Origin of the sequence: Peribacillus sp. NPDC060253 (assembly GCF_042727425.1) — a bacterium.
GTDB lineage: Bacteria > Bacillota > Bacilli > Bacillales > DSM-1321 > Peribacillus.
The window spans coordinates 1-17,655 of sequence record NZ_JBHXAS010000028.1; the positions used below are offsets into that span (position 1 = coordinate 1).

At 40.6% G+C, this 17,655-nt stretch carries 30 protein-coding genes and 1 pseudogene; all 31 read right to left on the minus strand.

Annotated features, from left to right (window positions below):
- Nucleotides 1-704, minus strand: a 704-nt coding sequence (locus tag ACFWE9_RS09855; RefSeq protein WP_377356626.1) for a DNA-directed RNA polymerase subunit alpha, incomplete at its 3' end; no start/stop codon positions are given.
- A gap of 200 nt (nucleotides 705-904) precedes the next feature.
- Nucleotides 905-1,294 (minus strand): 30S ribosomal protein S11, encoded by a 390-nt coding sequence (gene rpsK, locus ACFWE9_RS09860; RefSeq protein ID WP_028390438.1) that lies wholly within the window; start codon nucleotides 1,292-1,294, stop codon nucleotides 905-907.
- Between the two features lie 22 nt (nucleotides 1,295-1,316).
- Nucleotides 1,317-1,682, minus strand: coding sequence for a 30S ribosomal protein S13 (rpsM, locus tag ACFWE9_RS09865; RefSeq protein ID WP_053349050.1), 366 nt, complete (start codon nucleotides 1,680-1,682; stop codon nucleotides 1,317-1,319).
- Nucleotides 1,683-1,704: 22 nt separating this feature from the next.
- A complete protein-coding gene (gene rpmJ, locus ACFWE9_RS09870) occupies nucleotides 1,705-1,818 on the minus strand; it encodes a 50S ribosomal protein L36 (RefSeq protein WP_003156543.1) in 114 nt (37 codons plus the stop codon).
- A gap of 40 nt (nucleotides 1,819-1,858) precedes the next feature.
- The gene (gene infA / locus ACFWE9_RS09875) at nucleotides 1,859-2,077 is read right to left on the minus strand and encodes a translation initiation factor IF-1 (protein WP_028390440.1); all 219 of its coding nucleotides are present in this window, start codon (nucleotides 2,075-2,077) and stop codon (nucleotides 1,859-1,861) included.
- 42 nt (nucleotides 2,078-2,119) lie between these two features.
- Nucleotides 2,120-2,570: pseudogene (locus tag ACFWE9_RS09880) on the minus strand (M24 family metallopeptidase); the annotation flags it as partial.
- A 71-nt stretch (nucleotides 2,571-2,641) separates the two neighbouring features.
- On the minus strand, nucleotides 2,642-3,295 hold the full coding sequence (locus ACFWE9_RS09885; RefSeq protein WP_230161692.1) for an adenylate kinase: 654 nt from the start codon (nucleotides 3,293-3,295) through the stop codon (nucleotides 2,642-2,644).
- Nucleotides 3,296-3,353: 58 nt separating this feature from the next.
- Nucleotides 3,354-4,649 (minus strand): preprotein translocase subunit SecY, encoded by a 1,296-nt coding sequence (gene secY, locus ACFWE9_RS09890; protein ID WP_230161694.1) that lies wholly within the window; start codon nucleotides 4,647-4,649, stop codon nucleotides 3,354-3,356.
- Nucleotides 4,649-5,089, minus strand: a complete 441-nt coding sequence (rplO, locus tag ACFWE9_RS09895) for a 50S ribosomal protein L15 (protein WP_034304982.1) — start codon at nucleotides 5,087-5,089, stop codon at nucleotides 4,649-4,651. Before rplO ends, secY begins: the two co-directional genes overlap by 1 nt.
- Nucleotides 5,090-5,121: 32 nt before the next feature.
- Nucleotides 5,122-5,304, minus strand: a complete 183-nt coding sequence (rpmD, locus tag ACFWE9_RS09900; protein ID WP_076372857.1) for a 50S ribosomal protein L30 — start codon at nucleotides 5,302-5,304, stop codon at nucleotides 5,122-5,124.
- A 16-nt stretch (nucleotides 5,305-5,320) separates the two neighbouring features.
- Entirely contained in the window at nucleotides 5,321-5,821 is a 501-nt protein-coding gene (rpsE, locus tag ACFWE9_RS09905; protein ID WP_034304987.1) for a 30S ribosomal protein S5, read from the minus strand.
- A 22-nt stretch (nucleotides 5,822-5,843) separates the two neighbouring features.
- Entirely contained in the window at nucleotides 5,844-6,206 is a 363-nt protein-coding gene (gene rplR / locus ACFWE9_RS09910) for a 50S ribosomal protein L18 (RefSeq protein ID WP_053349055.1), read from the minus strand.
- A gap of 32 nt (nucleotides 6,207-6,238) precedes the next feature.
- Entirely contained in the window at nucleotides 6,239-6,775 is a 537-nt protein-coding gene (gene rplF, locus ACFWE9_RS09915; RefSeq protein ID WP_230161696.1) for a 50S ribosomal protein L6, read from the minus strand.
- Between the two features lie 30 nt (nucleotides 6,776-6,805).
- The gene (gene rpsH, locus ACFWE9_RS09920) at nucleotides 6,806-7,204 is read right to left on the minus strand and encodes a 30S ribosomal protein S8 (RefSeq protein ID WP_061440388.1); all 399 of its coding nucleotides are present in this window, start codon (nucleotides 7,202-7,204) and stop codon (nucleotides 6,806-6,808) included.
- Nucleotides 7,205-7,234: 30 nt separating this feature from the next.
- Nucleotides 7,235-7,420: a type Z 30S ribosomal protein S14 gene (locus ACFWE9_RS09925; protein WP_034304998.1), complete on the minus strand. Its 186-nt coding sequence runs from the start codon at nucleotides 7,418-7,420 to the stop codon at nucleotides 7,235-7,237.
- A 25-nt stretch (nucleotides 7,421-7,445) separates the two neighbouring features.
- Nucleotides 7,446-7,985: a 50S ribosomal protein L5 gene (rplE, locus tag ACFWE9_RS09930; protein WP_034305000.1), complete on the minus strand. Its 540-nt coding sequence runs from the start codon at nucleotides 7,983-7,985 to the stop codon at nucleotides 7,446-7,448.
- A 29-nt stretch (nucleotides 7,986-8,014) separates the two neighbouring features.
- A complete protein-coding gene (rplX, locus tag ACFWE9_RS09935; RefSeq protein ID WP_230161698.1) occupies nucleotides 8,015-8,326 on the minus strand; it encodes a 50S ribosomal protein L24 in 312 nt (103 codons plus the stop codon).
- A 43-nt stretch (nucleotides 8,327-8,369) separates the two neighbouring features.
- Nucleotides 8,370-8,738, minus strand: coding sequence for a 50S ribosomal protein L14 (gene rplN, locus ACFWE9_RS09940; protein ID WP_034305005.1), 369 nt, complete (start codon nucleotides 8,736-8,738; stop codon nucleotides 8,370-8,372).
- A gap of 40 nt (nucleotides 8,739-8,778) precedes the next feature.
- The gene (gene rpsQ / locus ACFWE9_RS09945) at nucleotides 8,779-9,042 is read right to left on the minus strand and encodes a 30S ribosomal protein S17 (protein ID WP_230161700.1); all 264 of its coding nucleotides are present in this window, start codon (nucleotides 9,040-9,042) and stop codon (nucleotides 8,779-8,781) included.
- An 18-nt stretch (nucleotides 9,043-9,060) separates the two neighbouring features.
- Nucleotides 9,061-9,264 (minus strand): 50S ribosomal protein L29, encoded by a 204-nt coding sequence (gene rpmC / locus ACFWE9_RS09950; protein ID WP_034305010.1) that lies wholly within the window; start codon nucleotides 9,262-9,264, stop codon nucleotides 9,061-9,063.
- A complete protein-coding gene (gene rplP / locus ACFWE9_RS09955; RefSeq protein WP_230161703.1) occupies nucleotides 9,254-9,688 on the minus strand; it encodes a 50S ribosomal protein L16 in 435 nt (144 codons plus the stop codon). The genes rpmC and rplP overlap by 11 nt, the downstream gene beginning before the upstream one ends.
- Nucleotide 9,689: 1 nt before the next feature.
- Complete coding sequence (gene rpsC, locus ACFWE9_RS09960; protein WP_230161705.1) at nucleotides 9,690-10,346, minus strand: 30S ribosomal protein S3; 657 nt, start codon at nucleotides 10,344-10,346, stop codon at nucleotides 9,690-9,692.
- A gap of 3 nt (nucleotides 10,347-10,349) precedes the next feature.
- The gene (gene rplV / locus ACFWE9_RS09965; RefSeq protein WP_377356612.1) at nucleotides 10,350-10,691 is read right to left on the minus strand and encodes a 50S ribosomal protein L22; all 342 of its coding nucleotides are present in this window, start codon (nucleotides 10,689-10,691) and stop codon (nucleotides 10,350-10,352) included.
- A 17-nt stretch (nucleotides 10,692-10,708) separates the two neighbouring features.
- Nucleotides 10,709-10,987 carry a 30S ribosomal protein S19 gene (rpsS, locus tag ACFWE9_RS09970; RefSeq protein ID WP_034305018.1) on the minus strand — a complete coding sequence of 93 codons (279 nt, stop codon included), beginning with the start codon at nucleotides 10,985-10,987 and terminating at the stop codon, nucleotides 10,709-10,711.
- Nucleotides 10,988-11,047: 60 nt separating this feature from the next.
- A complete protein-coding gene (gene rplB, locus ACFWE9_RS09975) occupies nucleotides 11,048-11,878 on the minus strand; it encodes a 50S ribosomal protein L2 (RefSeq protein WP_057915218.1) in 831 nt (276 codons plus the stop codon).
- Between the two features lie 26 nt (nucleotides 11,879-11,904).
- Nucleotides 11,905-12,189, minus strand: a complete 285-nt coding sequence (rplW, locus tag ACFWE9_RS09980; protein WP_034305023.1) for a 50S ribosomal protein L23 — start codon at nucleotides 12,187-12,189, stop codon at nucleotides 11,905-11,907.
- Nucleotides 12,189-12,812: a 50S ribosomal protein L4 gene (gene rplD / locus ACFWE9_RS09985; RefSeq protein WP_230161708.1), complete on the minus strand. Its 624-nt coding sequence runs from the start codon at nucleotides 12,810-12,812 to the stop codon at nucleotides 12,189-12,191. The genes rplW and rplD overlap by 1 nt, the downstream gene beginning before the upstream one ends.
- Before the next feature lie 25 nt (nucleotides 12,813-12,837).
- The gene (gene rplC, locus ACFWE9_RS09990; protein ID WP_076372869.1) at nucleotides 12,838-13,467 is read right to left on the minus strand and encodes a 50S ribosomal protein L3; all 630 of its coding nucleotides are present in this window, start codon (nucleotides 13,465-13,467) and stop codon (nucleotides 12,838-12,840) included.
- Nucleotides 13,468-13,507: 40 nt separating this feature from the next.
- Nucleotides 13,508-13,816, minus strand: coding sequence for a 30S ribosomal protein S10 (rpsJ, locus tag ACFWE9_RS09995; protein ID WP_019244375.1), 309 nt, complete (start codon nucleotides 13,814-13,816; stop codon nucleotides 13,508-13,510).
- A gap of 424 nt (nucleotides 13,817-14,240) precedes the next feature.
- A complete protein-coding gene (gene tuf, locus ACFWE9_RS10000; protein ID WP_230161710.1) occupies nucleotides 14,241-15,428 on the minus strand; it encodes an elongation factor Tu in 1,188 nt (395 codons plus the stop codon).
- A gap of 121 nt (nucleotides 15,429-15,549) precedes the next feature.
- The gene (fusA, locus tag ACFWE9_RS10005) at nucleotides 15,550-17,628 is read right to left on the minus strand and encodes an elongation factor G (RefSeq protein ID WP_230161712.1); all 2,079 of its coding nucleotides are present in this window, start codon (nucleotides 17,626-17,628) and stop codon (nucleotides 15,550-15,552) included.
- Between the last annotated feature and the right edge of the window lie 27 nt (nucleotides 17,629-17,655).

Here is a 17,655-nt window from a genome sequence, read left to right on the forward strand (position 1 = left end):
CAGTCTTCTTTTTCAACCATGATTTCAGCATTTTGAGCTTCATCGGTTAACCCAACAAAGATATTCAAATGCTCTGTCAAAATCTTAGCTCCAAGTGCTACCGCTTCTTGCGGACCCGTACTGCCATCAGTCCAAACATCGAACGTTAACTTGTCAAAGTTAGACAACTGTCCAACACGTGTATTTTCAACTTGGAAAGATACGCGTGAAACTGGAGTGTAAAGAGCATCGATTGGAATTACACCAATTGGCTGATCTTCTCTCTTGTTTTGAACAGCAGGAGTGTAGCCGCGGCCGCGACGTGCAGATAAACGCATACGCATATGACCGTTTTTACCAATTGTAGCAATATATAAATCCGGATTAAGAATTTCTACATCACTATCATGAGTGATATCAGCAGCCGTGATGACTCCGTCACCTTGAACGTCAATTTCCAGCGTCTTCTCTTCATCAGAGTAAATCTTAAGAGCTAGTTTCTTCACATTAAGAATGATAGATGTGACATCTTCCACGACGCCTTCAATTGTTGAGAACTCATGTAGCACTCCATCAATTTGTATAGCTGTGACAGCAGCACCTGGGAGTGAGGATAAAAGAATACGACGTAAGGAGTTACCCAATGTAGTACCATACCCACGCTCTAGTGGCTCTACGACGAATTTACCGAATTTGGTATCGTCGTTGATTTCAAACGTTTCGATTTTTGGTTTTTATATTTCGATCATCAATAAACCCTCCTTCAAAACGTCAAAACCCCGGAAAGTAAACGAATTCACTTAACCGAAATTCCCCATGTATACGTTCCCGCTGTGCGCAACAACTGAAAATTAATCCTCTGTAAGAACGCAAACTCAGTATTATATCCCATTATTGACAGGAATACAAAATCTATACAGAAAAATTAAACACGGCGACGTTTTGGTGGACGGCATCCGTTATGTGGAACTGGAGTTACATCTTTAATTGCAGTTACTTCTAGGCCAGCAGCTTGAAGTGCACGAATAGCAGCTTCACGTCCAGCACCAGGTCCTTTAACTGTAACTTCAAGAGTTTTCATACCATGTTCAATTGATGTTTTAGCAGCTGTTTCAGCAGCCATTTGTGCAGCAAATGGAGTGGATTTACGAGATCCACGGAATCCTAGTGCTCCAGCACTTGACCAAGAAATAGCATTACCATGAGAGTCAGTGATCGTAACGATAGTGTTATTGAATGTTGAACGAATATGTGCAATACCAGTTTCTATATTCTTTTTCACACGACGTTTACGTGTATTAGTTTTACGTGCCATGAAAAGTAACCTCCTTTACTAATTATTTTTTCTTGTTAGCTACAGTACGACGAGGTCCTTTACGCGTACGAGCATTGTTTTTTGTATTTTGACCGCGAACAGGAAGACCACGACGGTGACGTAAACCACGGTAAGAACCGATTTCCATTAAACGTTTGATGTTTAGGGAGATTTCACGACGAAGGTCGCCTTCTACTTTAAGCTTGTCAATGATATCACGAATTTTATTCAATTCGTCTTCCGTTAAGTCACGAACGCGAGTTTCTTCAGAAACACCTGCTTCTGCAAGAACTTTGATCGCTGTTTGTTTTCCAATACCATATATATATGTTAATGAGATAACAATACGTTTGTCACGGGGAATATCTACTCCAGCAATACGTGCCATGCTTGAGTGCACCTCCTTCTATTTAGCCTTGTTTTTGTTTATGTTTAGGGTTTTCGCAAATAACCATAACTTTACCTTTTCTGCGGATAACTTTACACTTTTCGCAGATTGGTTTGACTGATGGTCTGACTTTCATTGCTATCTAACCTCCTTATACAGATCGGAGCGTAACCGGATTATTTGAACCGGTATGTGATTCTGCCGCGAGTTAGATCATACGGGGAAAGCTCAACCGTAACTTTATCTCCAGGCAAAATGCGAATAAAGTGCATACGAATTTTACCGGATACATGAGCTAAAACAGTATGACCATTTTCTAATTCTACCTTAAACATTGCATTTGGCAAAGTCTCTTGTACTGTGCCTTCTACTTCAATTACATCATCTTTCGCCATAAAAGTGATTCTCCCTTCTCTATGCGTGAACCTATTAAAGGTACACATCTTTCCGTCAACATTACTACAGTCCAATTATCCTCATAAGTCTTACAATTCTGCATCAAGTATTCACCATTTTGTAGAACCAGGCTTTAACTGAGGACCTTTATCAGTTGGACCGAAATGAGGATTTATGGGTCCTCATGTAAGTCTTGACCGATTCCGTGACCGACATACTCTCGAAATAGAGAAGCAATTAGTCTCGACATAGGTTTGAATAGCATGGGAGATGTTTGAAAGGCGCACGCCTGACATAGCTTCTTTCAACCCTCTATATCACGACTCTTTAGGAATCCCTATAGAGTCACTGCATTTCTTCATCAATTTTGCCGACCGGATATGTCCATGAAGATCACTTATAAAGTAATCGCCCAATTCAGGGAATACCAAGTACAAGAACCTGATTAATAAATGTGCGAATGCTCTCGCGAAATCCATTATACCCTTTGTATTAAAGGAATGCACCAAGTTTAACTGGTAAGGTGTAAAAATGGTATGAATTTCATAAATCAATACAGATGATTAATTTTGCAAAGCACCAAGTAACACATCAATATTTTCAAATACCTTGTTAATATCTTGCTGCCCGTTAATGTTGACCAAGTATCCTTTTTCTCCGTAGAAATCAAGAAGTGGCTTGGTTTGTTTCAAATTCACATCTAAGCGATTTTGAACCGTTTCTGCATTATCGTCAGCACGTTGATATAATTCTCCGCCGCAGCGGTCGCATACATCATCTTTAGCAGGAGGATTGAATACAAGGTGATATGTCGCACCACATGATTTGCAAATACGACGACCTGTCAATCTTTCCATTAAGATGCTTTTATCAACATCGATATTAATGACAAAATTTATTTTGCGATCTAAATCAGTAAGGATGCTTTCAAGTGCCTCTGCTTGTGCCACAGTACGTGGAAATCCATCAAGCAAAAATCCTTTTAGGCAGTCCTCCTTGCTTAAACGCTCACGGACGATGCCAATGGTAACTTCATCAGGTACCAATTCGCCTTTATCCATAAATGATTTAGCCTTTAGACCTAATTCTGTTCCATCTTTTATAGCTGTTCGGAACATATCTCCAGTAGAGATATGAGGGATATTATATTTTTCTACGATTTGTTCAGCTTGAGTGCCCTTACCAGCACCCGGCAGACCCATTAACACTAGATTCAATTTTCTTCCCCCTCAAACTCTATAATGGGTAAAGGGAACAAGCCGTTCCCAAAACTCATTACTTTATAAAGCCTTTATAGTGTCTCTTCACAAGTTGTGATTCCAGCTGTTTCATCGTATCTAGGGCAACCCCTACTATGATTAACAAACTAGTGCCGCCAATCTGTGCAGATTGAGGCAGGTCAGCAAGCTTAATGAAAAATACCGGTAAAACGGCAATGATGGCTAAGAATATAGAGCCTACAAACGTTAAGCGGTATAAAACACGTGTTAAATATTCTTGTGTACTCTTACCTGGACGAATCCCGGGCACATAGCCACCTTGCTTTTTCAAATTCTCAGCCATTTGTTCAGGATTAACCTGAATGAATGCATAAAAATACGCAAAAGCAATAATAAGAGCAACATATATGATCATACCAATTGGCTTGGTATAATCAAGATTTGTTGAGATCCAACTAGTCACGCTGTTCTTTCCAAAGAAAGATGCGATTGTAGTGGGAGTGATGATAAATGCCATTGCAAAGATTACCGGAATAACCCCCGCAGCATTTACTTTCAATGGTAAATGTGTGGACTGGCCACCCATTTGTGTACGACCTACCGCAGCACGTTTGGCATACTGAATAGGAATTTTACGCAATGCCTGCTGAATGAAGATAACAGCAACCACGATTGCTAATACTGCTAATACAATGAGGATAATCGTTATGATTCGTAAGAATAATTGATCTCCTGCATTTTCAAATTGTTGGGCGTAAATCTGGTTTGCCGTATTTGGCAAACTAGCTACGATACCAGCAAAGATGATGATGGAAATCCCATTACCCACACCCTTAGCAGTGATCAGCTCCCCTAACCACAAAAGAAAAGCTGTTCCTGCCGTTAAGACAGTCGCAATAAGCAGGTATGTTGCAATTCCAGGGTTTTCAATCAACTGGCCACCTGACATATTATTGAACCCATAGGACATACCCAAAGCTTGGATGAATCCTAGGATAATAGTGAAGTAACGAGTGAATTGAGCTAATTTACGGCGCCCTGCTTCTCCTTGTTTAGACCATTCAGTGAACTTAGGAACAACATCCATCTGTAATAGCTGAACGATGATAGATGCCGTAATGTATGGCATGATACCCATCGCTAAAATAGAAAAGTTTTGCAGTGCCCCGCCGCCAAAGGTATTTAAAAGACCTATGACGCTCAGCTGGTCCTGTTCAGCGAGAAAATCGGCATTCACATGCGGTACAGGTATAAATGTACCGATGCGATAGACGATTAACATTAGGAGGGTAAAAATAATCTTATTCCTTATTTCACCCACGCGCATAAAATTGGAGATCGTGCGAAACATTAGATCACCTCTGTGTTACCGCCAGCAGCTTCGATAGCTTCTTTAGCAGTAGACGAGAATTTGTGAGCTTTAACAGTAAGCTTTTTCTCAATGCTTCCTTTGGCAAGAATTTTAATTCCTGCTTTTTCTTTACTTACAACCCCAGTCTCAAGTAAAAGAGCTGGTGTTACTTCAGTACCGTCTTCGAAAAGATTTAACGTATCAAGATTCACGATAGCATAGTCTTTACGGTTAATGTTGGTAAATCCACGTTTAGGCAAACGTCTGAATAGAGGAGTTTGACCCCCTTCAAATCCAAGACGCACACCGCCGCCGGAGCGAGCGTTTTGTCCTTTATGTCCTTTACCTGCTGTTTTACCGTTACCAGATCCAATACCGCGACCTTTACGTTTACGTTCTTTACGAGAACCTTCTGCAGCTTTTAACTCATGAAGTTTCATGTTGGCACCTCCTTGTTAAGTTAAAAATTATTTTATTGTTCTTTTACAGTAACAAGATGAGCAACTTTGGTAATCATACCGCGAATTGCAGGGTTATCTTCTTGAATAACCGTTTGATGCATTTTGCGTAAACCCAAAGTGTTAACTGTAACACGTTGATCTTCAGGACGACCAATCAAGCTGCGAGTGAGGGTGATTTCTAATTTATTAGCCATAATTCGATTTCCCTCCTTATCCTAACAGTTCTTGTACTGATTTTCCACGTAACTTAGCTACGTCTTCAGCACGTTTCAATTGCTTCAATCCTTCGATTGTTGCGCGAACCATATTAATAGGTGTATTAGTACCTAGTGATTTAGACAAGATATCACTTACTCCACCTAATTCTAGTACCGCACGAACAGGACCACCAGCAATTACTCCTGTACCTTCAGAAGCTGGTTTCAATAGAATGTGACCTGCGCCATAGCGACCGTTCACAAGGTGAGGAATTGTAGTTCCAACCATTGGTACAGTAATTAGATTTTTCTTAGCATCCTCAATAGCTTTACGGATCGCATCCGGAACTTCTTGAGCTTTACCAGTACCAAATCCAACATGACCATTTTTATCACCAACAACAACTAGTGCAGTGAAACGGAAACGACGTCCGCCTTTTACAACTTTAGCTACACGATTTACTGTAACTACGCGTTCTTCAAGTTCTAATTTATTAGGATCAATGCTACGCATCTGTTATGTCCCTCCTTATCCGTTAAAATTCTAAGCCGTTTTCACGAGCAGCGTCAGCCAATGCTTTAACACGACCATGGAAGAGGTAACCACCGCGGTCAAATACCACAGCTTTGAAACCTTTTTCAACAGCACGCTTCGCAATAAGTTCGCCAACTTTTTGAGCTGCTTCAGCATTGCTACTAGCTTCGATACCGATCTCTTTATCAAGAGTTGAAGCACTTGCTAATGTTACGCCTTTTGCATCGTCAATTAATTGTGCGTAAATGTGTTTGTTTGAACGAAACACATTTAAACGAGGACGAGCTTCTGTTCCAGAAAGCTTAGCACGTACACGTGCATGTCTTTTCTGACGAGTAGCATTTTTATCAAGCTTCGTAATCATTTACGTCACTCCTTTCGTTTACTTATGCGGCATTACTTACCAGTTTTACCTTCTTTACGACGAACGAATTCGCCAACGTAACGAATACCTTTACCTTTATACGGCTCAGGTGGGCGAACATCACGGATATTAGCTGCTAGAGCTCCTACACGTTCTTTGTTTGCACCTTTGATAATTACTTTTGTATTAGAAGGAACTTCGACTTCAACACCAGTTTCTGGCTCTATTTCTACAGGGTGAGAATATCCTACGTTAAGGATAAGCTTAGTACCTTGCTTTTGTGCACGGTACCCAACCCCAATAAGTTCAAGTGATTTTTCAAATCCTTTTGATACACCTTCAACCATGTTAGAGATAAGTGCGCGAGTAGTACCGTGTAAAGAACGGTGAGTCTTCTCATCAGACGGACGTGTAACAGTTAACACGTTCTCTTCAACAACGATTGTAAGATCAGGACTGAATGATCTAGTTAATTCACCTTTAGGTCCTTTAACAGTTACTTCACTTCCGTTAATAGTAACTGTTACGCCTGCAGGGATTTCAATAGGTTTTTTACCTATACGAGACATATTGTGCACCTCCATTCTTGTGAAAATGTATTACCAAACGTATGCTAAAACTTCTCCGCCAGCTTGTTTAGAGCGAGCTTCCTTGTCTGTTAAAACTCCGTGAGAAGTAGAAACAATTGCAATACCTAAACCGTTTAGAACGCGTGGTACTTCACCAGTTTTTGCATATACACGCAAACCAGGTTTGCTGATACGTTTTAGACCAGTAATAACACGTTCGTTGTTTGCACCGTATTTTAAGAAGATACGGATGATACCTTGTTTGTTGTCTTCGATTAATTCAAAGTCACGTACGAAGCCTTCACGCTTTAAGATCTCAGCAATTTCTTTCTTGATCTTAGAAGCAGGAACTTCTAGTTTTTCGTGACGAACCATATTCGCATTACGGATGCGAGTAAGCATATCTGCAATAGGATCTGTCATGACCATTATATTTTACCTCCTTCCCAAACTCGGGTTTTACCAGCTAGCTTTTTTAACGCCAGGAATTTGTCCTTTATATGCAAGTTCGCGGAAACAAATACGACAAAGTTTAAATTTACGTAGTACTGAATGTGGACGTCCGCAACGTTCGCAACGTGTGTATTCTTGTACTTTAAACTTTTGTTCGCGTTTTTGCTTTACGATCATAGACTTTTTAGCCACGATTTCGCCTCCCTTTATTTAGAGATTACTTTTGGAACGGCATTCCAACTTGAGTAAGTAGTTCACGAGCTTCTTCGTCAGTGTTGGCAGTCGTTACGATAACGATATCCATACCACGAACTTTGCTCACTTTATCGTAATCAATCTCAGGGAAGATAAGTTGCTCTTTAACACCTAATGTATAGTTCCCACGTCCGTCAAAGGATTTCTTTGAAACGCCGCGGAAATCACGTACACGTGGTAAAGATACAGATACTAGCTTATCAAGGAATTGATACATACGTTCTCCACGTAATGTAACTTTCGCTCCGATAGGCATACCTTCACGCAAACGGAAGCCTGCGATTGATTTTTTAGCTTTTGTTATAACTGGTTTTTGACCAGTGATCAATGTAAGTTCTTCAACAGCTGTATCTAAAGCTTTCGAGTTAGATACTGCGTCACCCACACCCATGTTAATAACGATTTTCTCAATGTTTGGTACTTGCATTACTGATTGATAGTTGAATTTACCCATCAATGATGGTGTAATTTCACTTCTGAATTTTTCTTTAAGGCGGCTCATTGCTTAGTGTACCTCCCTTCATTTATGACTTATTTATCTAAAGTTTCACCTGATATTTTAGCTACGCGTACTTTTTTACCATTTTCAATCTTATATCCAACACGAGTCGGTTTACCTGATTTAGGATCAAGTGGCATTACATTGGATACGTGAATAGCAGCTTCTCTGCTGATAATTCCACCTTGTGGATTAAGTTGAGATGGCTTGGAATGCTTTTTCACGATGTTAATTCCTTCAACAAGCACACGATTTTGTTTCGGATATGCAGAAAGAATGATTCCTTGTTTGCCTTTGTCCTTACCAGAGATGACTACGACTTTGTCACCTTTTTTAACATGCATTAGCTTGGCACCTCCTTGAAAGGCTTTATACAAATTTTACATATTATAGAACTTCTGGAGCTAGAGAAACGATCTTCATGAAACTATTGTCACGTAATTCACGAGCAACAGGTCCAAAAATACGAGTTCCACGTGGGCTCTTATCGTCACGGATAATTACACATGCGTTTTCATCAAAACGAATGTAAGAACCGTCAGGACGACGCATACCACGTTTTGTACGGACAACAACAGCCTTAACGACTTCACCTTTTTTAACAACGCCTCCTGGTGTTGCCTGTTTAACTGTACAAACGATGATATCACCGATGTTTGCAGTTTTACGGCCTGAACCACCTAGGACTTTAATTGTTAGCACTTCACGAGCACCTGAATTGTCAGCGACTTTTAAACGAGATTCTTGTTGAATCATGTACGGTACCTCCCTTCGGAATTAGCTAATCCGAACTATATTAAATGATTACTGCTTTTTCTACAACTTCTATAAGACGGAAGCGCTTTGTAGCTGAAAGTGGACGAGTTTCCATGATACGTACTACGTCGCCTGCTTTAGCTTCGTTTAGCTCGTCATGAGCTTTTAACTTTTTAGAGTATTTCACGCGTTTACCGTATAAAGAATGCGTTTTATAGGTTTCTACAACAACTGTTACGGTTTTATCCATTTTGTCGGATACTACGCGGCCAGTGTAGATTTTGCGTTGGTTGCGTTCGCTCATTCTGCAAACCTCCATTCATTATCGATTAGTGACACCGATCTCTCTTTGACGAACAACTGTTTTCATACGAGCAATCGATTTGCGAACTTCACGGATGCGAGCTGTATTTTCAAGTTGTCCAGTAGCTAACTGGAAACGAAGATTAAATAGTTCTTCTTTAAGAGATTTTAGTTTTTGTTCAATTTCAGCAGTGGTTAGATCTTTGATTTCATTAGCTTTCATTTGTTTCACCACCAATTTCCTCTCTTTTTACAAACTTACATTTGATTGGAAGTTTGTGTGCTGCAAGGCGCAATGCTTCTCTTGCCACCTCTTCAGATACACCAGAGATTTCAAACAATACTTTGCCCGGTTTAACTACTGCTACCCAACCTTCAGGAGCACCTTTACCGGAACCCATCCGTACTTCAAGCGGCTTAGCTGTGTAAGGTTTGTTTGGGAAAATTTTGATCCAAACTTTTCCTCCACGTTTCATATAACGAGTCATCGCAACACGAGCAGCTTCGATTTGACGGTTAGTGATCCAGGAAGCTTCTTGAGCTTGAAGTCCAAATTCTCCAAAATGAACTTCAGTGCCGCCCTTAGCCATCCCTCTCATCTTACCGCGGTGTTCACGACGGTATTTTACGCGTTTTGGCAATAACATATTATTTTCCTCCTTCCTCAGATTTCTTCTTAGTAGGAAGAACTTCTCCACGGTAGATCCAAACTTTCACGCCTAGCTTACCGTAAGTAGTATCTGCTTCAGCATGAGCATAATCTATGTCAGCACGAAGTGTGTGAAGTGGAACTGTTCCTTCGCTGTAATGTTCAGCACGAGCAATATCTGCACCGCCAAGACGACCAGAAACTTGAGTTTTGATTCCTTTTGCGCCTGAACGCATTGTGCGTTGGATAGCTTGTTTTTGAGCACGTCGGAATGAAACACGGTTTTCTAATTGACGAGCGATGTTTTCAGCAACCAATTTCGCGTCAAGATCTGCTCTTTTAATTTCGATGATATTGATATGAACTCTTTTGCCAGTTAACTGGTTCAAAGCTTTACGAAGTGCTTCAACTTCAGTACCGCCCTTACCGATAACCATTCCTGGTTTAGCAGTGTGAACAGATACATTGATACGGTTAGCTGCACGTTCGATTTCAACTTTAGATACAGAAGCATCATTTAGACGTTTCGCGATATATTCACGAACTTTAATGTCTTCATGCAAAAGAGTAGCGTAGTCTTTATCAGCGTACCATTTGGATTCCCAATCACGGATGATCCCGATACGCATACCGACTGGATTTACCTTTTGACCCACAGATTACCCCTCCTTCTTTTCTGATACAACGATTGTAATATGACTAGTACGTTTGTTAATTGCACTCGCACGACCTTGAGCGCGTGGACGGAAACGTTTTAATGTTGGTCCTTCGTTAACGTATGCCTCTGAAACGACTAGGTTATTAATATCCATTTCGTAGTTATGTTCTGCATTTGCGATAGCAGATTTCAGAATTTTTTCTACGACTGGAGAAGCAGATTTTGGTGTTAAGCGAAGAATCGCTACTGCTTCAACTACTTGTTTTCCTCGAATTAAATCTGCGACTAAACGCACTTTACGAGGAGCAATACGAACTGTTCTAGCGACAGCTTTTGCTTGCATGAGATGCCCTCCTCTCATTAACGTCTTGTTTTCTTGTCATCACTTGCGTGACCTTTATAAGTGCGTGTAGGCGCGAATTCGCCTAGTTTGTGACCTACCATATCTTCAGTTACATAAACCGGCACATGCTTACGACCGTCATAAACAGCGATTGTATGTCCGATGAATTGCGGGAAGATTGTTGAGCGACGAGACCAAGTTTTTACTACCTGTTTCTTGTCAGCTTCATTTAATTTTTCAACTTTTACCAATAAATGATCATCAACAAAAGGCCCTTTTTTTAAGCTACGACCCATGCGAGTACCTCCCTTCGTGACTGTTCTACGGTTCTATATATGAACCGTAGGTCAATCCCGTTATTTTTTACGACGACGTACGATAAATTTATCGGATTTATTTTTCTTCTTACGAGTTTTGAATCCAAGAGTTGGTTTACCCCATGGAGACATTGGTGATTTACGTCCGATTGGAGCTTTACCTTCACCACCACCGTGTGGGTGATCATTCGGGTTCATTACTGATCCACGAACTGTTGGGCGTTTACCTAACCAACGGTTACGACCAGCTTTACCAATGTTGATAAGTTCATGTTGTTCATTACCAACTTGACCGATTGAAGCACGGCAAGTAGCAAGAATCATACGAACCTCACCTGAGTTTAAACGTACAAGTACATAACGACCTTCTTTACCAAGTACTTGAGCAGAAGTTCCTGCTGAACGGACTAATTGTCCACCTTTTCCTGGTTTAAGTTCGATGTTATGAATTACTGTACCAACTGGGATGTTAATAAGAGGAAGAGCGTTACCCACTTTAATGTCAGCTTCTGGACCTGACATGATCTCCAAACCTACTTCTAGGTTTTTCGGAGCTAGGATATAACGTTTTTCTCCATCAACGTAATTAATTAATGCAATGTTTGCAGAACGATTTGGATCGTACTCAATAGTAGCAACGCGTCCTGGTATACCATCTTTATTCCGTTTGAAATCGATGATACGGTATTGACGCTTGTGGCCGCCACCTTGATGACGAACTGTTAACTTACCTTGGTTATTACGGCCGCCTTTGCTGTGTAAAGGAGCAAGTAATGATTTTTCCGGTTTGTCTGTAGTAATCTCAGCAAAATCGGAAGTTGTCATATTACGTCGACCGTTAGAGGTAGGTTTATACTTCTTAATCGCCATTTGTATTTCCCTCCTTCTCTAATGAATTAAGCCTCGAATAGCTCGATTTCTTTGCTGTCAGCAGTTAATTTAACAATAGCTTTACGGCGCTTGTTAGTATAGCCTGCATGTTTGCCCATACGTTTAAATTTACCTTTGTAGTTCATGATGTTTACTTTCTCAACTTTAACGCCGAAAATTTCTTGAACAGCATCTTTAACTTGAGTTTTGTTAGCTCTAACATCAACTTCAAAAGTATATTTTTTTTCAGCCATTATGTCTGAAGAGCGTTCAGTGATTACGGGGCGCTTAATGATATCGCGTGCATCCATTATGCAAGCACCTCCTCTACTTTTTCGACAGCTGATTTAGTCAAGATCAATTTGTTGTGTGAAACAACATCAAGAACGTTAAGACCAACAGCTTCAACTACAGTAACACCAGGGATGTTACGTGCAGAAAGAGCAACTTTCTCATCTAAACCGTCAGTAACAACTAACGTTTTAGTATCGACAGAAAGATTTTTAAGTACTGCTACAAATTCTTTTGTTTTTGGAGCTTCGAAAGACAAGCTTTCAAGTACCATAATGTTCTCTTCCAATGCCTTTGCAGACAATGCAGATTTAATAGCTAAACGACGCACCTTTTTAGGTAGCTTGTAAGCGTAAGATCTTGGAGTTGGTCCAAAAACAACGCCACCGCCACGCCATTGTGGAGAACGGATAGAACCTTGACGCGCACGTCCAGTTCCTTTTTGTTTCCAAGGTTTACGTCCACCGCCTGCTACTTCAGAACGGTTTTTAACTTTATGAGTTCCTTGACGTAAGGAAGCTCTTTGCATAATGATCGCTTCAAATAATACATGATTATTAGGTTCGATACCAAAGATGGATTCATTTAGTTCGATGTCGCCAACTTGTGAACCTGTTTGGTTGAACAATGTAACTTTTGGCATTCTATTGCTCCTCCTTTCTCAGAAATTACTTTGCTTTAACAGCAGATTTAACTTTGATCAATGCTTTTCTAGCACCAGGTACATTACCTTTGATCAATAGTAGGTTGCGTTCAACATCAACTTTAACGATAGCTAAGTTTTGAACAGTGATTTGCTCTCCACCCATGCGTCCTGGTAATAGTTTACCTTTGAATACGCGGTTTGGAGCTACAGGACCCATTGAACCTGGGCGACGGTGGTAACGAGAACCATGAGACATCGGTCCGCGGGATTGTCCATGACGCTTGATAGAGCCTTGGAATCCTTTACCTTTTGAAATTCCTGATACATCTACTAAATCGCCTTCAGCGAAAATACTAACATTGACTTCTTGACCGATCTCATATTCAGTAAGATCCGTTCCGCGGAATTCGCGAATGAAGCGCTTAGGAGTAGTATTTGCTTTTTCAACATGGCCCTTTTCAGGTTTGTTAGAAAGCTTTTCACGTTTGTTTTCAAAACCAACTTGAACTGCTTCATAGCCATCAGTTTCAACAGTTTTCTTTTGAAGTACCACGTTGTTAGCAGCTTCGATAACTGTTACCGGGATAAGTTCACCGTTTTCAGCAAAAACTTGAGTCATACCGATTTTTCTTCCTAAGATTCCTTTGGTCATAAGTCACACCTCCTAGAGTAATTGTTCATATTTATATGAATTATAATTTGATTTCAATGTCAACGCCTGATGGTAAATCTAAACGCATCAATGAATCAACTGTTTGTGGAGTTGGATTAACGATATCGATTAGACGTTTATGCGTACGCATTTCGAATTGTTCACGAGAATCTTTGTATTTATGAACCGCACGTAGGATCGTGTATACCGATCTTTCAGTAGGTAATGGAATTGGACCAGATACAGCCGCACCAGAACGTTTTGCAGTTTCAACAATTTTCTCAGCAGATTGATCAAGAATTCTGTGATCATATGCTTTTAAACGGATACGAATTTTTTGTTTTGCCATAATTTTCCCTCCTTTTCGCCTATTTTAGAATAGACCTTCTCAATGGAAATTTCCCACACACTCGCCATGGCAAAGCGGCCGGGTGTGTCAGCAACCTTCCACATCATCGCAGTCAAAGACCAACATTGTCTATTATACATAAAACACAAGTAGAATGCAAGTTAAACTTAAACATTTCTTGTGCAACACACTTTTATTATTATACATACTATCACAAGTATTTACAAGTACATTCTACATGGTCTTTCATTTCCATTTTCTTCATTTGAGTAATAATCATCAATCTCTTTGAAATACGATGATTATTCTTAATTTATATTATAGAAGGAAAAGCCAAAAATCCTTTTAAAATAGAAAAAAAGCAGATGGCGTCCCATCTGCTTTTCCCGGAAGGCGTCCCTTCCAATATTCATTAAAGAATCAATTACGCTGTGATTGTAGCAACGACACCAGCGCCTACAGTACGTCCACCCTCACGGATAGAGAATTTAGTACCTTCTTCGATAGCGATTGGAGCGATAAGTTCTACAGTCATTTCAATGTTGTCTCCAGGCATAACCATTTCTACGCCTTCAGGAAGGTTACAAATACCAGTTACGTCAGTTGTACGGAAGTAGAACTGAGGACGGTAGTTTGTAAAAAATGGAGTGTGACGTCCACCTTCTTCTTTAGAAAGAACATAAACTTCAGCTTTGAAACTTGTGTGCGGAGTAATTGTACCTGGCTTAGCAAGTACTTGTCCACGTTGGATATCTTCACGGGATACACCACGAAGTAGTGCACCGATGTTGTCTCCAGCTTCTGCGTAGTCAAGAAGCTTACGGAACATTTCAACACCTGTTACAGTTGTTGGTTTAGACTCTTCGTTGAAACCGATGATGTCAACAACGTCACCAACTTTAACTTGTCCACGCTCAACACGACCTGTAGCAACTGTACCACGACCAGTAATAGAGAATACATCCTCAACTGGCATCATGAATGGTTTGTCAGTGTCACGAGTTGGTTCTGGGATATACTCGTCAACAGCTGTCATTAATTCATGAATTTTTTCTTCCCAAGCAGCTTCTCCTTGAAGAGCTTTTAGTGCAGAACCTTTGATAACTGGAATGTCATCGCCAGGGAAATCGTATTCAGATAGAAGATCACGGATTTCCATTTCTACTAATTCAAGAAGTTCTTCGTCATCAACCATGTCGCATTTGTTCATGAATACTACTAGGAATGGTACACCTACTTGACGAGAAAGAAGAATGTGCTCACGAGTTTGTGGCATTGGGCCATCAGCAGCAGATACTACTAAGATTCCGCCGTCCATTTGTGCAGCACCAGTGATCATGTTTTTAACATAGTCAGCATGTCCTGGGCAGTCAACGTGTGCATAGTGACGAGTAGCTGTTTCGTACTCAACATGTGCTGTAGAGATTGTGATACCACGTTCTCTTTCTTCTGGAGCACCATCAATTTGGTCATAAGCGCGAGCTTCTGCTCCACCTGTTTTAGCAAGTACTGTTGTGATTGCAGCAGTTAGAGTTGTTTTACCATGGTCAACGTGACCAATTGTTCCAACGTTAACGTGCGGTTTTGAACGATCAAATTTAGCTTTTCCCATTAGGAATTCCTCCTTAAAATTATAAATAATAGATTAAGTATATAAGGGCTGTGAAGGAAGACTAATTCTTACATCACAGCTTACATAAGATAGTTATACTTTAATAAGAGATGAAAATCAATTATTCACCTTTATTTTTTTTGATGATTTCTTCAGAAATGCTCTTAGGTACTTCTTCATAATGATCGAAGTGCATAGAGAATGTTCCGCGTCCTTGTGTGTTAGAACGTAGAGATGTAGCATATCCGAACATTTCAGATAGTGGAACCATGGATTTAACCATTTGCGTGTTACCGCGAGCTTCCATACCTTCTACACGACCACGACGAGATGTGATATCTCCCATGATGTCGCCTAGATAATCTTCAGGGATTACAACTTCCACTTTCATGATTGGTTCAAGGATAACCGGTTTACATTTAGAAGCAGCATTTTTAAGTGCCATTGATGCAGCAATTTTAAATGCCATTTCATTGGAGTCAACGTCATGGTAAGAACCGTCAAATAATTTTGCTTTAATGTCGACTAGTGGGTAACCAGCAAGTACACCACGGTCAAGTGAATCAACTAATCCAGCTTGTACAGCAGGGATATATTCACGTGGTACTACACCACCGACGATAGCATTTTCAAATTCGAATCCTTTACCCTCTTCGTTTGGACCAAATTCAATCCATACGTGTCCGAATTGTCCACGACCACCAGATTGGCGAACGAATTTACCTTCAACTTTAGCTGAACCACGGAAAGTTTCACGGTATGCTACTTGAGGAGCACCAACGTTTGCTTCCACTTTGAATTCGCGACGCATACGGTCAACAAGGATGTCCAAGTGAAGCTCACCCATACCAGCGATGATCGTTTGACCAGTTTCTTGGTCAGTATGCGCACGGAATGTTGGATCTTCATCTTGTAGCTTTTGTAAAGCTTGACCCATTTTGTCTTGGTCTGCTTTTGATTTCGGTTCAACAGAAAGTGAGATAACTGGCTCTGGGAATACCATGGATTCAAGAATTACTTGGTTCTTGTCGTCACATAGAGTATCACCAGTTGTAGTATCTTTCAAACCAACAGCAGCTGCGATATCCCCTGCGTATACAGTAGATATTTCTTCACGGCTGTTTGCATGCATTTGAAGGATACGTCCAATACGTTCACGCTTTCCTTTAGTCGAGTTAATTACATATGATCCTGATTCTAATGTACCTGAGTACACGCGGAAGAATGTAAGTTTACCAACGTAAGGGTCAGTCATAACTTTAAACGCTAAAGCTGAGAACGGTTCAGAATCATCTGAATGGCGTTCTACTTCATCTTCTGTATCCGGTAGAGTACCTTTAATAGCCGGCACGTCTAATGGAGATGGAAGGAAGTCGATAACGTTATCAAGCATTAATTGAACACCTTTGTTTTTGAAAGCTGATCCACAGATAACTGGGAAGAATTCAACGTTAACAGTCGCTGTACGAATAGCTGCTCTTAATTCAGCAATGCTGATTTCTTCGCCGCCAAGGTATTTTTCCATTAAGTCTTCATTAACTTCTGCTACTGCTTCGATTAACTTTTCACGGTACTCTTCAGCTAGCTCGCGATGCTCGTCAGGAATTTCACCAACAGTGATATCAGTTCCTAGATCATTGGCATAGAAATGAGCTTTCATTTCAATAAGGTCAATGATTGCAGAGAATTGATCCTCAGCGCCGATTGGCAACTGAACTGGGTGAGCATTAGCTTGCAGGCGGTCGTGGATTGTTCCTACTGAGTAAAGGAAATCCGCACCGATTTTGTCCATTTTATTAACGAATACGACACGCGGTACACCGTAAGTTGTAGCTTGGCGCCAAACTGTTTCAGTTTGGGGCTCAACACCTGATTGGGCATCAAGTACAGCTACAGCTCCATCAAGTACACGCAATGAACGTTCAACTTCAACTGTGAAGTCTACGTGTCCTGGTGTATCGATGATGTTTACACGGTGACCTTTCCACTGTGCAGTTGTTGCAGCGGATGTGATCGTGATTCCGCGTTCTTGTTCCTGTTCCATCCAGTCCATTTGTGAAGCACCTTCGTGTGTTTCACCAATTTTATGGATTTTACCAGTGTAATATAGAACACGTTCTGTTGTTGTCGTTTTACCAGCATCGATGTGAGCCATGATACCGATATTACGAGTGTTTGCTAAGGAGAACTCTCTTGCCATTTGTCTTTCTCCTTCCTTTTATAAGGA